The organism is Arthrobacter sp. Soil_N43, from assembly GCF_057655195.1.
Genome location: NZ_JBDGML010000092.1, coordinates 107,701 through 125,264, shown reverse-complemented (window position 1 = coordinate 125,264; position 17,564 = coordinate 107,701). Strand labels below are relative to the sequence as shown.

Annotated in this window: 14 protein-coding genes; 2 read left to right on the top strand and 12 right to left on the bottom strand. The window is 65.7% G+C overall.

Features of this window, described 5'->3' with window-relative positions:
- Positions 1 to 54 precede the first annotated feature (54 nt).
- Complete coding sequence (locus AC3A3W_RS11520; RefSeq protein ID WP_487442918.1) at positions 55 to 648, bottom strand: TetR/AcrR family transcriptional regulator; 594 nt, start codon at positions 646 to 648, stop codon at positions 55 to 57.
- 381 nt (positions 649 to 1,029) lie between these two features.
- Between AC3A3W_RS11520 and AC3A3W_RS11515 the strand changes: the two genes are divergently transcribed.
- Complete coding sequence (locus AC3A3W_RS11515) at positions 1,030 to 1,332, top strand: hypothetical protein (RefSeq protein WP_487442871.1); 303 nt, start codon at positions 1,030 to 1,032, stop codon at positions 1,330 to 1,332.
- Between the two features lie 7 nt (positions 1,333 to 1,339).
- Here AC3A3W_RS11515 and AC3A3W_RS11510 read toward each other — a convergent pair whose 3' ends face one another.
- The 11 genes from AC3A3W_RS11510 to AC3A3W_RS11460 all read right to left on the bottom strand — a co-directional run bounded on the left by AC3A3W_RS11510 (position 1,340) and on the right by AC3A3W_RS11460 (position 15,656).
- The gene (locus tag AC3A3W_RS11510) at positions 1,340 to 2,536 is read right to left on the bottom strand and encodes a 5-methylcytosine restriction system specificity protein McrC (protein ID WP_487442916.1); all 1,197 of its coding nucleotides are present in this window, start codon (positions 2,534 to 2,536) and stop codon (positions 1,340 to 1,342) included.
- A 115-nt stretch (positions 2,537 to 2,651) separates the two neighbouring features.
- Entirely contained in the window at positions 2,652 to 4,883 is a 2,232-nt protein-coding gene (locus tag AC3A3W_RS11505; RefSeq protein WP_487442869.1) for an McrB family protein, read from the bottom strand.
- A gap of 54 nt (positions 4,884 to 4,937) precedes the next feature.
- The gene (locus AC3A3W_RS11500) at positions 4,938 to 5,180 is read right to left on the bottom strand and encodes a hypothetical protein (RefSeq protein WP_487442868.1); all 243 of its coding nucleotides are present in this window, start codon (positions 5,178 to 5,180) and stop codon (positions 4,938 to 4,940) included.
- Positions 5,181 to 5,217: 37 nt separating this feature from the next.
- Positions 5,218 to 5,643 carry an acyl-CoA thioesterase gene (locus AC3A3W_RS11495; protein WP_487442866.1) on the bottom strand — a complete coding sequence of 142 codons (426 nt, stop codon included), beginning with the start codon at positions 5,641 to 5,643 and terminating at the stop codon, positions 5,218 to 5,220.
- 56 nt (positions 5,644 to 5,699) lie between these two features.
- Entirely contained in the window at positions 5,700 to 7,772 is a 2,073-nt protein-coding gene (locus AC3A3W_RS11490; protein WP_487442865.1) for an ABC transporter ATP-binding protein, read from the bottom strand.
- Entirely contained in the window at positions 7,769 to 9,502 is a 1,734-nt protein-coding gene (locus tag AC3A3W_RS11485; protein WP_487442864.1) for an ABC transporter ATP-binding protein, read from the bottom strand. Before AC3A3W_RS11485 ends, AC3A3W_RS11490 begins: the two co-directional genes overlap by 4 nt.
- A 228-nt stretch (positions 9,503 to 9,730) precedes the next feature.
- Positions 9,731 to 11,353 (bottom strand): MDR family MFS transporter, encoded by a 1,623-nt coding sequence (locus AC3A3W_RS11480; protein WP_487442914.1) that lies wholly within the window; start codon positions 11,351 to 11,353, stop codon positions 9,731 to 9,733.
- A 43-nt stretch (positions 11,354 to 11,396) separates the two neighbouring features.
- Entirely contained in the window at positions 11,397 to 11,876 is a 480-nt protein-coding gene (locus tag AC3A3W_RS11475; RefSeq protein ID WP_487442863.1) for a MarR family winged helix-turn-helix transcriptional regulator, read from the bottom strand.
- Positions 11,877 to 12,097: 221 nt separating this feature from the next.
- Positions 12,098 to 13,804 carry a thiamine pyrophosphate-binding protein gene (locus tag AC3A3W_RS11470; protein WP_487442861.1) on the bottom strand — a complete coding sequence of 569 codons (1,707 nt, stop codon included), beginning with the start codon at positions 13,802 to 13,804 and terminating at the stop codon, positions 12,098 to 12,100.
- Positions 13,801 to 14,916, bottom strand: a complete 1,116-nt coding sequence (gene speB / locus AC3A3W_RS11465) for an agmatinase (RefSeq protein WP_487442860.1) — start codon at positions 14,914 to 14,916, stop codon at positions 13,801 to 13,803. Before speB ends, AC3A3W_RS11470 begins: the two co-directional genes overlap by 4 nt.
- Before the next feature lie 164 nt (positions 14,917 to 15,080).
- Positions 15,081 to 15,656 (bottom strand): helix-turn-helix domain-containing protein, encoded by a 576-nt coding sequence (locus tag AC3A3W_RS11460; RefSeq protein ID WP_205653371.1) that lies wholly within the window; start codon positions 15,654 to 15,656, stop codon positions 15,081 to 15,083.
- A gap of 276 nt (positions 15,657 to 15,932) precedes the next feature.
- Between AC3A3W_RS11460 and AC3A3W_RS11455 the strand changes: the two genes are divergently transcribed.
- On the top strand, positions 15,933 to 17,456 hold the full coding sequence (locus AC3A3W_RS11455; RefSeq protein WP_487442858.1) for a sodium:solute symporter family protein: 1,524 nt from the start codon (positions 15,933 to 15,935) through the stop codon (positions 17,454 to 17,456).
- Positions 17,457 to 17,564: the final 108 nt, after the last annotated feature.

Below are 17,564 nucleotides of genomic sequence, written 5' to 3'. Positions count from 1 at the left end.
GCCAGCTAGCGGGCCCCGCTTCGCCGGCGCCGCGCTTCGCCGTGCCCGTGCGCGTCAGGCCCGGTGGTGCTCAATGAGCCAGCCGGCGAGCTGGCGGGCGCGCCGTGCCGCCTCCACATCGCCTTCAGCAGCGGAAATGATGGACCCCTTCATCAGGATGTGCCATGACCTGGAGAAATCTTCAGTCCGTTCCAGTCCTGCCTCGTCCGCGAGTTGCTTCACGTGACCGCGGATCTTGGCCAGATAGTCGATGCTGGCCCGGCCCAAGGGATGCGCGGAGCCCATCTCGAGAAGCACGTTGATGAAGGAGCAGGCTTCGAAATCCGTGCGGCGGAACCAATCGGCGAACACGTCGAAGATCGCCAACAGCTGCTCTTCGGGGGTGTCTGCCCGGCGTCGTGCCTCTCCGACGATCGCGTTGACGGTCCAGACGCGGTCGCGCTGTTCGAGGAAGGCGAGCACCACCTGGTCCTTGGAGGCGAAGTGGCGGTAGAAAGTGGCTTTCGCGACGCCCGAACGGCTGATGAGTTCGTTGATGCCGACGTCGCGCACGCCGCGGCGGGCGAAGAGATCGTAGGCCGCATTCACGATCCGTTCCCGGATCCCTGCCGCCCCGGCCCCGCCCGCCACTGGTTCAGCGCCCATCATCGATTCAGCGCCGACCCGCGCTTCAGCGCCGGGCAATTCGTTTGGGGTTGCGTCGGGCGCTTTGGCATCCGATTTATGGGTCACTCCAGCGGGCTGCACGTAGCGAGGGCCGCCGGGCAAGGCCTCAGTCTGCGGGCTGGACTGCAACCCGCCGGAAGGAAAAATCCCGGCGCTCGATGAAGCGGATCTGGATGAATCTTCCATTTGTTAACATCGTAACCCCATAGGGAAGACAGACCTGTCTGTCTTGAGCTACAGTTTTCACAGACTGTTCAACTGGCTGGGGTGGCGAACCCAACCCGCACGTTGGCAGACTGGCGTTATCGGGCGCGAAGCACCATACTTCACTTGCTGCCTGAACCACAGGAACCGGAGGGTGACATGTCGCAGAAGCTGATGCCGCCAGGACCGCGTGCCTCCGAACGGCTCGCCCTTTGGCCGGAATTCAACCAGCCTACGAAGGACCCGGAACTGGGACCGATGCGGCGGCAGGTCATGGCCATCATCTCCTCGATCCTCGACGATCCATGCCCGGAAGGCGCCGACATCCGGACCCGGTTGCGTGGTCTCGTTGCCCAACATGCCGGCTGCCCGGAGAAGGCCCTGCTCGAGCACCTGCGCTCCATGTACGGCGATCTGGAAGATCCCGCGGCATACGAAGACAGGGAAACGGAAGCCGTCTAGGGAAGGCCTAGCGGCCGGTCCTCGCCTGGCGCACCACTTCCCCCCAGGACTGCCCGGCCAGATCGGCGACGGCGGCCAGGATCTCCGACGGGGGCCGCGAAAGGTCCAGCGGAAACTCCACGATGTCGATATCGGTGTTGAGGATCCGTCGCAGCTTCATTTCACCGGCACCGGCGTAGATCAACCAGGCCGTGGGCACCTGCAGCGCGGTGCAGTAGGCCAGCATCTGGAAATGGTCGGCAGTCAGCGACGCCCCGCGGTCCGCGCGTGCCCGGTAGTTGGCGTCGTAGACCACCACTGGTCTTCCCCCGAGCAGGTGCACCGCGTCAGGCCGCACAGTGAGCCGGTCCGAGTCCCGGACAGCCTCGTTGAGCATGGCGTTGTACTGCAGCCTCATTTCACCGGGGAAGCCCTTCATGGCGTGGCGGAGTGCCTTGCCCACGAAGTCCTCGAAGACCCGGTCCATGTCCACGACGAAGGAAGCGGTCCGCTGCGGTCCCTCTCCTGCCTCGGCCGAGGCATTGCGCAGGATGACCTCGGAGAGCCGAAGCACGGCGTGATACCGGACATTCATCCGGCTGGCCTGCCACGGCGGCAGCGGGGCGCCGGACTGAAGCCTGGTGGCGGCGTCGAGCTTTCCTTTGAGCTGGCGCAGCCGGCTCAGTACCTCGGGACGGACGCCGGGAACGCGGGACATGCGCTCAAGTGCGGCCCGAAGGATCCGGTTCTCGGCGATGTCTTCGGTGAATTCGTCGTAGGACACTTCGAGCGGGACCAGCATCCCGGGCCGCCGCGAGATCTGGTCGGAGATGCGGATCCGTCCCTTGACCGTCCGGAGCGATTCGTCCACGGTGAGATAGCCCTGAAGCACGCCGCGCTGCAGGGCCCGTTCGGCGAGCTGCACGAGGGACGCCGCCAGCGCGCTCCACAGCTCGGTGTCCTCCGTGGCGGCAACCGGATCGTCGCGGAACCCCTGGTCTCCTGCATAGCTCAGGAGGAACAGCAGGCGGTTCAGCCCCAGCCTGCCCTTCGGCCGGACGTCGAGCTGTACCAGTGGTGTCCGCACGGAGCCCACCTTGCCCACCGGCTCGATCCGGTACAGGCCCATCCCCATGGGCGAGGCCTTCGCGAGCCCGCTGGAATTGACGAACGCGGCGCTGCCCGAATCCAGTTTCTCCACGACTCCGCCGGACAGTTCGTCCAGCACGATGTGACGAAAGCGCGGCGGGGCGCCAGTGCGTGGGGAGTCAGTACTCGGGGCGCCAGCGCGTGGACCGCCAGTGCTTGCGGGGCCTGTGCGCAGGGGGCTGCCAGCCCTGTTAGCGAGCCGCAAGGCGTCCCAGCAGTTGATCCAGCCCGAAGCGTTCCTCCAGCTGAGCCCGGGTCAGTTGCCCGTGATAGTGCTCCTCCAGCAGCGGCATGAGCTCGTACTTCCAGATCCGGCGCAGCCCGGCAGGACTCTGGGCGGCCTTCTTCATGAAGTAGGACGGGCCGATCATGAGGTCGCGGTCCCACTCGTCGATGGAGTCGTTGAGCGCGTCCAGCAGCAGCGCGGGCGTGGTGTCCAGCTGCCGCGCCTCCAGGAACCGCAGCAAGGACCCCTTCACCGGTTCGGTCTTCGGGTGCAGTTCGATGAAGGCGAAGCGGCGGCGGATTGCGGCGTCCATCATGGCGATGGAGCGGTCCGCGGTGTTCATGGTGCCGATGATGTAGAGGTTGTCCGGCAGGGTGAACGGCTCGTTGGGACTGTACTGCAGATAGATGCGGTCGTCGCGGTACTCCAGCAGGAAGTACAGCTCGCCGAACACCTTCGCGAGGTTGGCACGGTTCATCTCATCGATGATCAGGAAGTACGGCTTCGACTCGTTGCCAGGCTTCGCGGCTTCCTCGGCGAGCCGGCGCAGCGGTCCGGCCACGAGTTTGAACGACACCTGGCCTTCGTCCGTCTTGTCCGGCCGGTAGCCCTCGAAGAAGTCCTCATAGGCGTACGACGGGTGGAACTGCACGAGCTTCACCCGTTCGTCCGTGCTGTCCTGCGCGAGCTCGGCCGCGAGGTGCTTGGCGAGGTACGTCTTGCCGGTTCCGGGCGGGCCGTACAGCACCAGCTGCCGGTTCTCTTCCAGCAGCTCGGCGATCTCCTGCAGCGGTTCGAGGTCCATGTGCAGCGAGTCCGCGAACTCGCGCGTCAGCGGGCGGAACCCCTCCTGGACGGGAACGGCGACGGCGGCAGGTTCCGCACCGCCGTCGGGCTCTGCTTCCGCTTCAGCCGGCAAGAGCGCCTGCAGCGCCTGCACCACGCGTGTGACGTCGACGATGATCCCCGGAGTAGCGAGCTGGCGCTGCACGTGGCGCGGCAGCTCGGTCATGGCGTGGGCATCGTCAAACCAGCGCACCTTCCGGCGCATCCGGCGGTTGTCGCCGTTGTGGTCAGGCTCCCCCAGGACGACGCCGATCCGCACGGTCCCCGAGTTGTGGCAGAGGGCAAGGTCCCCCGGCTTCATGACGGTCAGGAAGGCGAAAACGGCTGTCTTGGTGTCCTCGCGCTCCACGTAGCCGAGGTGCTTGTAATCCTCGTCCACCGCGTGCTGCACCAGCCCGGCAGTCACGCCGGCGTCCAGCAAGCGGAGATGTTCAACGTCGAGCGTCACCTTCTCCTCCGCCTGCCAGGCGGCAAGCAGCTCGGCATTGTCCTGGTGGGTGCGCAGCAGCCAGGCGCGGCGGCCCGGGTCCCCCACCTTGCGCCACTGGCTCACGAGGTGGCGCGAGTACCAGTCGATGCGCTGGCCGGCCTGCTCATCGAGGTGCAGGCGGATGCGCCGGATGTCGGCGGTGATTTCCTCGTCCGTGTCGCCCTTGGCCCCGCCCACCAAGGAGGCGAAGGCGTCGCGGATCTCCCGGCGCTCGACGTCGGCAACGACTGGTTCAAAGAAGCTCGGCCACGCGAGGTACTCGATGCTGCGCCGGATCGCGGACTGGTCGTCCGGAGTGCCCGCGGCCAGCAGGTGGAAGGCCAGCGGGTCCTTCAGCGCCTTGTTGATGGTGGCCGTGGATTGCTGGTCGACATGCTGCACGAACCTGCAGAGCCACTTGAGATGGTCCCAGATGGTCCAGTTGAATTCGGCGGTGCGGTCGCGGATGACGCCATGGTCCGTCATGCCCTTGTACAGTGCCTCGGGCAGCTCAAGCTGCGGTTCCAGCCACGAGGCCGCCTCGGTCACGCGGGCACGCTTGACCTTGAGCGACTTCACTTCGTGGGCCAGCGGCAGCGACTGCAGGAAGAGCAGCTCCACGGCGAGCTGCTTCGCCTGGCGGGAAGCGTCCGCGAGGTTGTTCCGCAGGTTGGTCATCATCGGGGCCTTGGCGTCTGCCACCCCGCGTTCCAGACGTTCCAGCAGCTCCGCCGCTGCATCTGATGTCCAAGTCTGTGTGCGCCCGTCAAGAGCCGATGGCTTGCCCTGAAGCCCCGCGCCGAGTACGAACCACGCCGCGTCTTCGATCTCCTTGGAGACTCCGAGGGCGCGGTGCATGGCAGGCTTCGGGGTGGGGGTCATGCGTTCAAATTTACAGGCTTAACCTGAACGCCGGCACCACGGCCCCTTGGAATGCTACTTCCGGGTAAGCGGCGGCAGCTTCCTCCGGCCAAATGCAAAGTAGCTGCCCGGACCGATGAAATTGACCAGCGTGGCAAACCTCCAGAACTTCTTGGAGCCGCGGATTTGCTCTGCCGGACGGCGGGAAAGATCCCGTTGGGCGGCCACGAGGAAAGCCAGCTGCGCCGTGCCTACGATCACGGTCCCAAAGCGTGCTGCCGGGGGCATGTCCTTCCAGGATTTCTTCTTCTTGTTCACAGCGGCTCCTTAGGGGTGGCGACAGGCTGTGGGCCGGTCAGGGCTTGTGTTCAGTAAAGGGGTGCAGGCGTTCTTTCTGCTCCGGTGTCAGCCGCAGCACCCGTCCGGTGGCTTCGTCGACGAAGGCGAGATGGCTTGACGCCTTCACACAATCCTCGCCAGTAACCGGGTCCTGCACAAGGTAGTGGATGTCGAAGCTGGCGCCCTTCACGGCACCGACCCACACCTGGACCACCGCAGGGACGTTGCGGTACTCCAGGGTCTTCACGTACCGGATGCGATGGTCCACCACAAGGGCCATGGTGCCCTCGGCGACTTCGTTGAAGAGCGGAACCTGCGGTTCCACTCCGGGCAGCCCAGCGCCGCGTGGCGGACCGAATGCGGCGATGCGCGCTTCCTCCAGCATGCGGACAATCTGGACGTTGTTGATGTGGCCGTAGGCGTCCATGTCACCCCAGCGCATCGGCACGAGCACCTCGATGCGCCGGGGGTCGGGGTGGCCTCCGGGGTTCAGCGGGGTCAGCTGTGCACCGCCGTCGAATCGTCCACGGATGTTTCCTCAACGTCCGCGCCGGCGAACTGGGACATGTACAGCCGGTAGTAGGCGCCTTCGGCCGCGAGCAGAGCCTGGTGGTTGCCCTGCTCCACGATCTTGCCGTTCTCCATCACCAGGATGGTGTCGGCGTCGCGGATGGTGGAAAGCCGGTGGGCGATGACAAAGCTGGTCCGGTCGGTGCGCAGCGCGGCCATGGCCTTCTGCACGAGGAGCTCGGTGCGGGTGTCCACGGAGCTTGTCGCCTCGTCCAGAATCAGCAGTGACGGGTTGGCCACGAATGCGCGGGCGATGGTGATGAGCTGTTTCTCGCCGGCACTGACGTTGTTGCCCTCCTCGTCGATAACGGTGTCGTAGCCATCCGGAAGCGCCCGGACGAAGCGGTCCACGAACGTGGCCTTGGCCGCCGCCATGATCTGGTCCTCGGTGGCGTCCAGCTTGCCGTACCTGATGTTGTCGTAGATGGAGCCGCCGAACAGCCAGGCGTCCTGCAGCACCATGCCCACCTTGGAACGGAGCTCCGCGCGGCTGAGCTGCGTCACGTCCACCCCGTCCAGAGTGATGGACCCCGAGTTGAGCTCGTAGAAGCGCATGACGAGGTTCACCAGGGTGGTCTTGCCGGCCCCGGTGGGGCCGACGATGGCCACCGTGTGGCCGGGCTCGGCCGTGAAGGACAGGTTCTCGATGAGCGGCTTGTCCTCCGTGTAGCTGAAGGTGACGTTGCGGAACTCCACGTGGCCGTCGGTCTTGGCCGGCAGGTGCTTCGTGGCGGTTTCGGCGTCCTGCTCGTCCGCGTCCAGGAACTCGAACACACGCTCAGCCGAGGCCACGCCGGACTGCAGCATGTTGGCCATGCCCGCCATCTGGCCCAGCGGCTGCGTGAACTCGCGTGAGTACTGGATGAACGCCGTCGCGTCACCCAGGCTCATGCTGCCGGACGCCACACGCAGCCCGCCCACAACGGCGATGCCGACGTAGCTGAGGTAGGACACGAACTGCATGACCGGGAAGATGATGCCGGAGACGAACTGCGCGCCAAAGCTGGCCTTGTACAGGGCGTCATTGCGCTCCTCGAACCGTTCCAGCATGTCGGCGTCGCGGCCGAAGACGCGGACGAGGTCGTGCCCGGAGAAGGACTCCTCGATCTGGCCGTTCAGCTGGCCGGTGTTCTTCCACTGCGCGGCGAACAGCTTTTGGCTGCGGGCGCCGATCACGCCGGCCGCCACACCGGACAGCGGAAGGGCAATCAGCGCTATCAGGGCCAGCTGCCACGAGACGATGAACATCATGATCACGATGCCCAGGACGGTCAGGACAGAGCTGATCAGCTGCGCGAACGCCTGCTGCAGCGCCTGCTGGACGTTGTCGACGTCGTTCGTCACGCGGGACAGGACGTCGCCGCGCTGGCGGGTATCGAAGTAGTTCAGCGGCAGCCGGTTGAGCTTCTTTTCGGTGTCGTCGCGGAGCTGGCGGATCACCTTCATGACGATGCGGTTCAGCACGTAGCCCTGCAGCCACAGGAAGATGTTCGCCACGAAGTACATGACCAGCACGACGGAGATCAGGACCGTCAGCTTCTGGAAGTCGATGCCGGTGCCGGGAACGAGTTCCATCCGGGAGATCATGTCCGCGAAGTTGTCTTGGCCCCGCTCCCGCAGGCCGTCGACGAACTGCTCCTTGCTGACTCCGGCCGGGAGCTGCTTGCCGACGACGCCGCCGAAGATGACGTCCATGGCCTGCCCCAGCACCTTCGGGGCAATGACATTGAGGACCACGGACACAATGACCATGGCCACGACGATGTAAATCCCCACGGCCTCCGGCTTGAGCAGCCCCAGGAGCCTCTTGGCGGAGGGCCAAAAGTGCTCCGGTTTCTTGGCCGGCATCGCACCGAACATGCCGCCGTCTGCCTCCGAGGGCTTGTACTCCTCCTCGATGAAGTCGTCGTCGTCCTCAAGCTCTGTGACGTCCGCGGCCGCCTCGGGAAGGACGCTTTCCTCTTCGCTGCGCCCACGCAGGGCCTTCTTGTCAGCGCTCATGCCACTTCCTCCACGCTCAGCTGGGACTCAACGATTTCCTGGTAGGTGGGTGACGTCTCCAGCAGCTCATCGTGCGTGCCGCGGTCCACGATCCTGCCGTTATCCAGCACCAGGATCTGGTCGGCCTCCGTAATGGTGGAAATCCGCTGCGCCACGATGATCACCGTGGCGTCCGCGGTGGTGCGCTTGAGGGCAGCCCGCAGCCGCGCATCGGTGGCGACATCCAGGGCCGAGAACGAGTCGTCAAAGAGGTAGACCTTGGGCTTCGTCACCAAGGCCCGGGCAATGCAGAGGCGCTGGCGCTGGCCGCCCGAGACGTTAGTGCCGCCCTGGGCGATCCGGGACGCTAGCCCGTTTTTCTTCTCCTTCACGAAGCCGTCGCCCTGGGCCACGTGCAGCGCCTCCCACAGCTCGACATCGGTTGCCTCGGGTTTGCCAAAGCGCAGGTTGTGCTCGATGGTTCCGGAGAACAGGTACGGCCGCTGCGGGACGAGGGCCACGCGCCGGGTGATCTCGGCCCGGTCCAGCTTGCTCACGGACACGCCGTCAAGCAGCACTTCGCCGTCGGCAATGTCATACAGGCGGGGCAGCAGCGACAGGAGGGAGGTCTTTCCGGCGCCGGTGGAACCAATGATCGCCACCGTTTCCCCCGGGCGGGCCGTGAAGCTGATGTTGCTCAGGACGGGGGCTTCTGCGCCGGGGTAGGCGAACGTGACGTTGCGGTATTCCACCACGCCTTCCAGCGCCGCAGGCGTTTCCGGGTGTTCGGGGTCGTGGATGGAGGGTTCGACGTCGAGCACCTCGCCGATGCGGTCTGCGCAGACGGACGCCCGCGGAATCATCATTGCCATGAACGTACCCATCATCACGGCCATGAGGATCTGGAGGAGGTACTGCAGGAAGGCGGTCAGGGCGCCCACCTGCATGTCGCCGGAGTCCACGCGCTGGCCGCCGAACCACAGCACGGCGGCCGTGGAGAGGTGCAGGATCATGCCGATGGCCGGGAACATGAGGACGAAGAGCGCACCGATCTTCAGGGAAACGTCCGTCAGTTCTTTGTTGGCCTCACCGAAGCGCTCGGTTTCGTATGGCTCGCGGACGAAGGCCCGGACCACGCGGATGCCGATGATCTGTTCGCGCAGCACCTCATTGATCCGGTCGATCTTCTTCTGCATCGAGCGGAACAGCGGCATCAGGCGCACCACGATGTAGCCCACCACCACAATCAGGACCGGCACCGAGACCCAGACCAGCCAGGACAGGTTGATGTCCTCGCGCAGGGCCATGATGATGCCGCCAATGCACATGATGGGCGTTGAGACCATGAAGTTCAGGCCCATCAGGACAAGCATCTGCACCTGCTGGACGTCGTTGGTGCCGCGAGTGATCAGGGTGGGTGCGCCGAACGTGTTGACGTCCTTGGCGGAGAAGCTCGTGACTTTGCGGAAGACGCCGCGGCGCAGGTCGCGGCCCATCGCCATCGCCGTCTTGGACCCGAAGTACACGCCGGCGATGGCCGTGCCCACCTGGAGAAAGGCCACCAGCAGCATCACGCCGCCGGTGCGCCAGATGAAGTCGGTGTCGCCGCGGGAAACACCTTCGTCGATGATCTGCGCATTGAGGCTCGGCAGGTAAAGGGCCGCGATGGTGGACGCCAGCTGAAAGGCGATGACGGCCAAAATGTACGGCATATACGGCTTGGCGTAGCGCCGAATGAGGGTGACAAGCATGCCCACGGGTCCTTAGGAAGAGAGCGCGAATTGGTTGGGAGAATTAATAGCAGCCGGGGCTGACATCATTAGCCTTCCAACTCTACGAAATCCGTTGCCCAAGCGAAACATCACCCGCGAAGATCATCCCTGGGGAGTACGCCCACCCCCAGGAAGCGCGAACGGACACTTAAGCCCCTCCAGGAAGCGCGAACGCGCCGTGTGGCGAGGTGAGCGGCGGCCTGCCGGTCACTTCCCCGCGGCGGTGAGCTCCGCCGTCGGGCTCTCCTGCCGTGGTTCAAACCGCTGTTCTTCCCGCCGCGCTTCATGACAGGATCCGGCCGGACCCTGCGGTGCCTCAGCGTGCCGTGCTGCCGGCTGCACATCCACCGTGCGCCGGAGCGGGCGTTCCGTGATCAGGAGTACGGCGACCAGCGCCACCACGGCAATGGCGGCGGCGATCAGGAAGATTTCCGCCGTGGCGTCGCCATACGCAGCCCGCATGATGTCGCGGACGGGGGCTGGCATGTCGGCCAGGTCGAGCGTCGCCCCCGAACCTCCGGCCCCGGAAATGCCGGCCGCGGCGAACCCCTGCGCAGCGAGTTCCTGGACCCGGTTGCCCAGGATGGCGCCGAGGACCGAGACCCCGATCGCACCGCCGACCGACCGGAAGAACGCCACGGATGCACTCGCGGTGCCGATGTCCCGGGCGCTGACAGTGTTTTGAACAGCCAGGACAAGGTTCTGCATCAGCATGCCCAGCCCCAGGCCCAGGATGGCCGTGAAGACGCCCGCCTTCCAGAGATCAGTGGTGTGGTCCATGGTGCCGCCCAGGCCCAGGCCACCGATCAGCAGGACGGCGCCGGCAACGAGGTAGCGTTTCCACTTTCCGGTGCGGCTGATGAGCAGTCCCGAAACGACTGAACCGACGAGGTTGCCGGCGATCATGGGCAGGGTCAGAAGCCCTGCCTCGGTGGGCGTGGCGCCGCGGGCCACCTGGAAGTACTGGCCAAGGAAGGTCGAAGAGCCGAACATGGCCACGCCCACCGCGACGGACGCCCAGATCGCCAGGGCAGTGGTGCGTTCGGAGATGATTTTCAGCGGGATGATCGGTTCGGCCACCCTGGACTCCACGACCACCAGGAGGGCCAGCAGCAGGATTCCGCCGCCCACCATCAGAGCCGACGGCCACGACCACCAGTCGTAGTATTCAGGGTTGCCCGCAAACGATACCCAGATCAGGAGAAGGCTGACGCCGGAGGTGAGGAGGATGGAGCCCAGCCAGTCGATCTTGGCGGGGCGCCTGACGTGCTGGATTTTCAGGGTGAGCTGCAGCAAGACCAGGGCGACGACGGCGAGCGGCACGCAGACAAAGAACGTCCAGCGCCAGCCCAGTGGGCTGTCCACAATGAATCCGCCCAGCAGCGGCCCGCCGGCGGTGCCCACCGCCATGACAGCGCCCATGTAGCCCGAGTACTTTCCGCGGTCGCGCGGCGGAATCATGGACCCAATGATCGCCTGGGCAAGGGCGGTCAGGCCTCCCATGGCCACGCCCTGGATGACGCGGGCGGTGAGCAACAGCGGAATGGTTGCGGACAGGCCCGCCATGACCGAGCCGGCCACGAAGACCACGATGCTGAGCTGGACCAGCAGTTTCTTGTTATAAAGGTCCGCCAGCTTGCCCCAGATGGGCGTGGTGGCGGCGTTGGCCAGCAGCGCAGCGGTGATGACCCAGGCGAAATCTGTCTGTGTCCCCTTGAGATCGGACATGATGGTGGGCAGCGCGTTGGCCACGATGGTGCTGCTGAGGATGGCGGTGAAGAACGCGGCAAGGAGGCCGGTGAGGGCTTCCATGATCTGCCGGTGGGTCATCGCCAAGGGTGGTTGGGTGGCAGTGCTCGACACGGGCGTGCTCCTAATGGGTGGGGTTCTCGGTGATGGGGCCGGCCGCCTTTGCCCGGGCGGAATCCTTGAGGGATCCCGCAAGATTGCGGAGAATTTTCGCCGTCTCCTCGGCGTCGTGCTGGCTCCATTCCCGCAGGTATTCCTGCAGGGTGGAGGCGCGGTGCTCTTCGATATCGCGAAGCTTCACGCGCCCCGCTTCGGTGAGCGCCACCAGCTGGGCCCGGCCGTCCTCGGGGTCCGGCCTTCTGTGGACGAGCCCCAGCTCCTCAAGTTCGGCGATGTGCCGGCTGAGGACAGGGGCGCTGACGCCCAGTCGCGCAGCCAGGTGGGTGGCGCGCGACTCCTTCTCCCCCACAAACCGGAGCACCCCCTGCAACGCCACTCCGGTGTCCATTCCCCTCGAATTGGCGACTGCCACACACCGGACGGCCCGTTGCAGGTCGAAAATCCCGCGCACCAGTTCGGCTGCGGTGCTGGGCTCGACTGCCATCGCGGGCACCCTCCTACTTGTTTGCCTGAAGCAACCATATCTTAAAATGGTTGCTTGAGGAAACTAACCGCACGGCCTGCGGTTAACACCAAGCGCGAACCGGCAGCTAATGCCCTCAAATTCGTGCTGAGGGGGCGTTAGCTGCCAGTTCGCGCTGGGTTGTTGCGTTTGGCTGGGGGCTTAAGTGTTCGTTCGCGCTTTGGTGGTGGGGGTGGGCGGGGTTAGGGGGCCAGGTGGGTGGGGGCGAACATCCTGAGCAGGGTTTCGACGACGACGACGTTCGGGCCGTCCGCGGCGAACCCCGCCTTCAGCGCGTCCCCCACGTTTTCCGGGGCCACGCGGGTGGCCGGCACTCCGAAGGCCTCGGCGAGTTTCACGAAGTCCGGGCGCGCGAGCTCGGTGGCCGTGGCCTTGCCAAACGCGCCCACCATGTATTCGCGCAGGATGCCATATCCGCCGTCGTCCACGATCAGCCAGGTGACCGGCACGTTGTGCTGCTTGGCGGTGGCCAGTTCCGAGATGGAGTACATGGCAGAGCCGTCGCCCGAGACCGCCAGCACCCGCGCCGAAGAGCCGGACTTGCCCACGGTTTCGAGGCCCACCGCTCCCCCGATGGCCGCAGGGAAGCCGTAGCCCAGCCCGCCGGCACCCTGGGCGGAATGGAACTGGCCCTCGCGTGCGTCCCAGCAGCTCCAGCCCCAGTACGCGGAAATGGTCATGTCCCAGAAGGTCTGCATGTCTGCGGGAACGGCCTCGCGGATGTCGGCCATGAACTTCAGTTCCTTGCCGACGTCCTGGGACTCGAGCCGCGCGCGCACCTTGGCCAGGGTCTCCCGCACCAGGTCCTCCGGCGATATCCCGTGCCAGTTTGACCTGGTTTCGACAGGCTCAACCACCAGGGAAGCATCCAGGGCGGCGAGCGCCTGGCCGGCGTCGGCGCGGATGCCCAGCCCGGGCCGGTTCGATTCGAGCACCCGGGGTTCGGCATCGATCTGGATGATCCGGCCCCGTGGTTCGAACGTGAAGTAGTTGGATGTGACTTCACCGAGCGAGGAGCCGATGACGATCAGCACGTCGGCATCCTCGAGGACGTCGGTCATGTGGCGGTCCTCGATCCAGGACTGCAGCGACAGCTCGTGGTTCCACGGGAACGCGCCATTTCCGCCGGGGGTGCAAATCACCGGGGCGCGCAGTTTCTCAGCGATGGAAAGCAGCGACTTCTCGGCCCGCCCGCGGCGTGTGCCGCCGCCGGCGATGATGGCCGGACGTTCCGCCGCCGACAGCCATTTGACTGCTTCGCGGACCAACTCGACACGCGGCGGGTTGTCCGCAGCTTCGGCAAGCGCGTCCTCCACCGGAGGAACCATGATGGGATCGAGCAGGACATTCTGCGGAATTTCCAGCCAGACGGGCCCCTGCGGCGAGGAGATGGCTTCCGTCCAGGCGTCCTGGATGGCCGACGGAATGCCGGAGGCGTGCTGGATCAGGCGCTGGCTCTTGGTGACGTTCGCGGCCGAGGCCTTCTGGTCATCGAGCTGGTGCAGCATCCCCTTCCGGCGCGCTCCCAGTCCCTCCAGCGGGATCTGGCTGGCGATGACCACCATCGGCACGCCGGTGGCGTAGGCCTCTTGGAGCCCGGCGAGGGAAGTCAGCGCACCCGGGCCGGTGGACAGGAACAGCACGCCCACCTCGCCGGTGGCCCGCGAATATCCGTCGGCAGCGAAGGCACTGTTGTTTTCCACGCGCGACGACACGAAGTGCAGGTTTCCGCGGCCCATTGCGTCAAACAGGCCCAGCGCGTGCTGGCCCGGGATGCCGAAGACGGTCTTCGCCCCCAGCGCCTCGAGGGTTTCGACGACGAGGTCCCCGCCGTTGCGTACGTCCGTCCCCTTCGTGGGGGCTGCTGTGCCCGGATCGAAATCGATCACTGCGTCGCCCCCGCAGCCTGACGGGTGACTCCGGCCTCGACGGGCTCGGCCAGCGGCGAGGACGCCGCGAAGCCGGCCGGGCGACGGGATTCCTGTCCCAGCGCCTGCGCTGCGTAGCCGGTGTCGGCCCCGAACCGGTCCCCTTCGACGGAGTTGTCGGCCATCAGGGTGACGAGTTCGTAGGCAACGTGGCTGGCGGCGACGCCCGTGATTTCGGCGTGGTCGTAGGCGGGCGCGACTTCGACGACGTCGGCCCCCACGAGGTTCATGCCGCGGAAGCCCCGGATGATTTCGAGCAGTTCCCTGCTGGTGATGCCTCCGGCTTCCGGGGTCCCCGTTCCCGGGGCATGCGCCGGGTCAAGGACGTCGATGTCCACCGAGATGTACAGCGGGCGGTTCCCGATGCGGTCCCGCACCTTGGCCACGGTCTCGAGGACGCCCTGGTAGTAGACGTCGGCGGAGGTGACGATGCCGAACCCAAAGCGGTGGTCGTCGTCGAGGTCTTTCTTGCCGTACAGCGGGCCGCGGGTGCCGATGTGGCTGATGGCCTCGGTGTCGAGGATGCCCTCTTCGACCGCCCGGCGGAACGGCGTGCCGTGGGTGTACTCGGCGCCGAAGTAGGTGTCCCAGGTGTCCAGGTGGGCATCAAAGTGCAGCATGGCGACGGGGCCGCCGGCGCGTTCTGCGGCAGCGCGCAGCAGCGGCAGCGCGATGGTGTGGTCGCCGCCGAGGGTCATCAGCTTGCTGCCGGTGGCAGTCAGGTCCAGGGCGTTCTGCTGGACGGTCTCGATGGCCTCGTTGATGTTGAACGGGTTGACGGCCATGTCGCCGGCGTCTGCCACCTGGCAGTTCTCAAAGGGGCTGACATCCCAGGCGGGGTTGTAGGGACGGAGCAGACGGCTGGCTTCGCGGACGTGGTTGGCGCCAAACCGGGCGCCCGGGCGGTAGGAGACACCGGAGTCGAAGGGGACACCGACCACTGTGATGTCCGCCTTGGCCACCTGGTCGAGGCGGGGCAGCCGGGCATAGGTGGCGGCTCCCGCGTAGCGGGGAATTCGGGATGAATCGATGGGGCCAAGGTTGCCGTTGGCTTCGATGCGCAGCTCTTCCAAAGGAACGCCTCTCCTTCGAGGATGAAAGGTGGGTGTGACAGCCATCATACACTCGAAGTTGCCCAATGTGCATCACCTGTTTACAAATGACCCTGCAGCACAGGCGCAAAAAAACCCCGGGCCGCGTGCGAGCGGCCCGGGTTGGCTTCACGGGAAAAGGAAGGCTACCGGCTGGCGGCAGGGACCAGCACCCACAGCACCTCGACCGACTGGTCCGTCGGGTTCACCCAGGTGTGCGGCTCGCGCCCCGGAAACGTGACAGTGTCGCCGTCGGAAAGTTCGTATTCCTCATTGGTGAGGATGAGTTTGATGGTGCCCTTGATAACGTGCAGCACGTCGACGTCGCAGTCCACCGCGTAGAGCTCGGACTCGCCGCGGCCCCGCGGCTCGATCACCGCCTGGATGATCTGGACCCGCCGCTCCGAGCGGGCGGTCAGCAGTCGCTCAACGATCCCCTCACCGCCAAGCGAAATCCGGGGACCGGCGTCGCGCTTTGTCAGGTGGGTCTCTGGGGCGGCGAACAGATCACCGATGGAGATGGACAGCACCTGGCACAGGGTGACCAGCGAGGCAACGGACGGAGAGGTCAGGTCACGCTCTACGCGGCTGAGGAAGCCCTTGGTCAGCCCGGTGGCATCCGCCACCTGTTCAATTGTGAGCCGCTGCGACTGGCGGGCGGCACGGATTCTTGAACCGATGGCAACCGGAACATTGCTCGGCTCAACTGGAAGTGCCTTCATTTACGAACCTTTCACGGCCGGCCGCTCGGCCCCATCTTTGGAGCCATACTAGCGGCCCGCCACTCATCTGATGCCGCCGGAACCGCGTCACAGAGGATTGCGTCTTGACTGTTACTCGAATCACAGCCTACGCTGGAAAGCAACAACTGTTGCCTACGAAGCAACAGGAGCGAACCCTTCAGTTTCCCCCCTCAGAGCAGCGCAGTCCGTGCACCCCCAACTGCTACTCCCCCCGGACTGCCGCGAAGCTGCCAGAGCTCCAAGGAGCCCCAAATCATGGACCCAAATTTCGTCAATATCGCCATCGTGGTGGTGTACCTGGCCGCAATGCTGGCCTTCGGCTGGTGGGGCAAGTCCCGCACCCGGAACAACAGCGACTTCCTCGTTGCCGGCCGCCGCCTCGGGCCCTTCCTCTACACCGGAACCATGGCCGCCGTCGTCCTTGGCGGTGCCTCCACCGTGGGCGGCGTCGGCCTCGGCTACAAGTTCGGCATCTCGGGCATGTGGCTGGTGGTCGCCATCGGCGCCGGCGTGCTGCTGCTGAGCCTGCTCTTTGCCGGCACCATCCAGAAGCTCAAGATCTACACCGTGTCCCAGATGCTGACGCTGCGCTACGGAAGCCACGCCACCAAGACGTCCGGCATAGTCATGCTGGCCTACACGCTGATGCTTTGCGCGACCTCCACCGGAGCCTACGCCACCATCTTCGTGGTGCTGTTCGGCTGGGACCGGGCGCTGGCCATCGCCGTGGGCGGCGGCATTGTGCTGGTCTACTCAACGATCGGCGGGATGTGGTCCATCACCCTGGCCGACCAGGTCCAGTTCGTCATCAAGACCGTCGGCATCTTTTTCCTGATGCTGCCGTTCACGCTCAACGCCGCCGGCGGACTCGACGGGATCCGCAGCCGCGTTGACGCCAGCTTCTTCCAGATCGACGGCATCGGCCTGCAGACGATCATCACCTACTTCGTCGTCTACACTCTGGGCCTGCTCATTGGCCAGGACATCTGGCAGCGCGTGTTCACGGCGAAGACGCCGAAGGTTGCCCGCTGGGGCGGCGCCACGGCCGGCATCTACTGCATCCTCTATGGTGCAGCCGGCGCCATGATCGGCCTCGGCGCCCGCGTTGCCCTGCCCGACATCGACGTCGCGGCCGCAGGCAAAGACGTGGTCTACGCGGAGGTTGCGCAGAACCTGCTGCCCATCGGCATCGGCGGCCTGGTGCTCGCCGCCGCCGTCGCAGCCATGATGTCCACGGCATCCGGCGCGCTGATCGCCGCCGCCACCGTGGCCCGCGCCGACGTCCTCCCGTTTGTGGCCAGCTGGTTCGGCAAGACGATCAACACGGATGACTCGGACAACCCCGAGCACGACGTCAAGGCAAACCGCATGTGGGTCCTGGGACTCGGCATCGTGGCGATTGTCATCGCCATCATTACCAAGGACGTGGTGGCCGCTCTGACCATCGCGTACGACATCCTGGTGGGCGGGCTCCTCGTCGCAATCCTCGGCGGGCTGGTCTGGAAGCGCGGCACGGGCGTGGCCGCCGCGGCGTCCATGGCCGTCGGTTCCGTGGTCACGCTGGGCACCATGATTTACCTGGAGATCAACGCCGCGGCGCCGCTGGACGGCATTTACGCCAACGAGCCGATCTACTACGGCCTCCTGGCGTCGGCCGTGGTCTACGTGGCGGTGTCACTGTCGACCAAGCCCACCGATCCGGCCGTCATGCAGAACTGGTACCGGCGCGTGGCCGGCCAGGTGTCCGAGGAACCAGCGGTTCACGTCCCGGCCGGCTAACCTGCGGCTACCGGCCACCGACTGAGCCACCCGGCGAGCCCCGGGCGCTTGCGAAACCGAAAACGCCCGACGGCGGTGCCTTCCCCCAATAGGGAACGCACCGCCGTC

What these genes read in the sequence shown, in the direction of transcription:
- AC3A3W_RS11520 (WP_487442918.1), bottom strand. Translation starts at nt 648, where the DNA reads ATGATGGGCGCTGAACCAGTGGCGGGCGGGGCCGGGGCGGCAGGGATC.
- AC3A3W_RS11515 (WP_487442871.1), top strand. Translation starts at nt 1,030, where the DNA reads ATGTCGCAGAAGCTGATGCCGCCAGGACCGCGTGCCTCCGAACGGCTC.
- AC3A3W_RS11505 (WP_487442869.1), bottom strand. Translation starts at nt 4,883, where the DNA reads ATGACCCCCACCCCGAAGCCTGCCATGCACCGCGCCCTCGGAGTCTCC.
- AC3A3W_RS11495 (WP_487442866.1), bottom strand. Translation starts at nt 5,643, where the DNA reads ATGCGCTGGGGTGACATGGACGCCTACGGCCACATCAACAACGTCCAG.
- AC3A3W_RS11490 (WP_487442865.1), bottom strand. Translation starts at nt 7,772, where the DNA reads ATGAGCGCTGACAAGAAGGCCCTGCGTGGGCGCAGCGAAGAGGAAAGC.
- AC3A3W_RS11485 (WP_487442864.1), bottom strand. Translation starts at nt 9,502, where the DNA reads ATGCTTGTCACCCTCATTCGGCGCTACGCCAAGCCGTATATGCCGTAC.
- AC3A3W_RS11480 (WP_487442914.1), bottom strand. Translation starts at nt 11,353, where the DNA reads ATGACCCACCGGCAGATCATGGAAGCCCTCACCGGCCTCCTTGCCGCG.
- AC3A3W_RS11475 (WP_487442863.1), bottom strand. Translation starts at nt 11,876, where the DNA reads ATGGCAGTCGAGCCCAGCACCGCAGCCGAACTGGTGCGCGGGATTTTC.
- AC3A3W_RS11460 (WP_205653371.1), bottom strand. Translation starts at nt 15,656, where the DNA reads ATGAAGGCACTTCCAGTTGAGCCGAGCAATGTTCCGGTTGCCATCGGT.
- AC3A3W_RS11455 (WP_487442858.1), top strand. Translation starts at nt 15,933, where the DNA reads ATGGACCCAAATTTCGTCAATATCGCCATCGTGGTGGTGTACCTGGCC.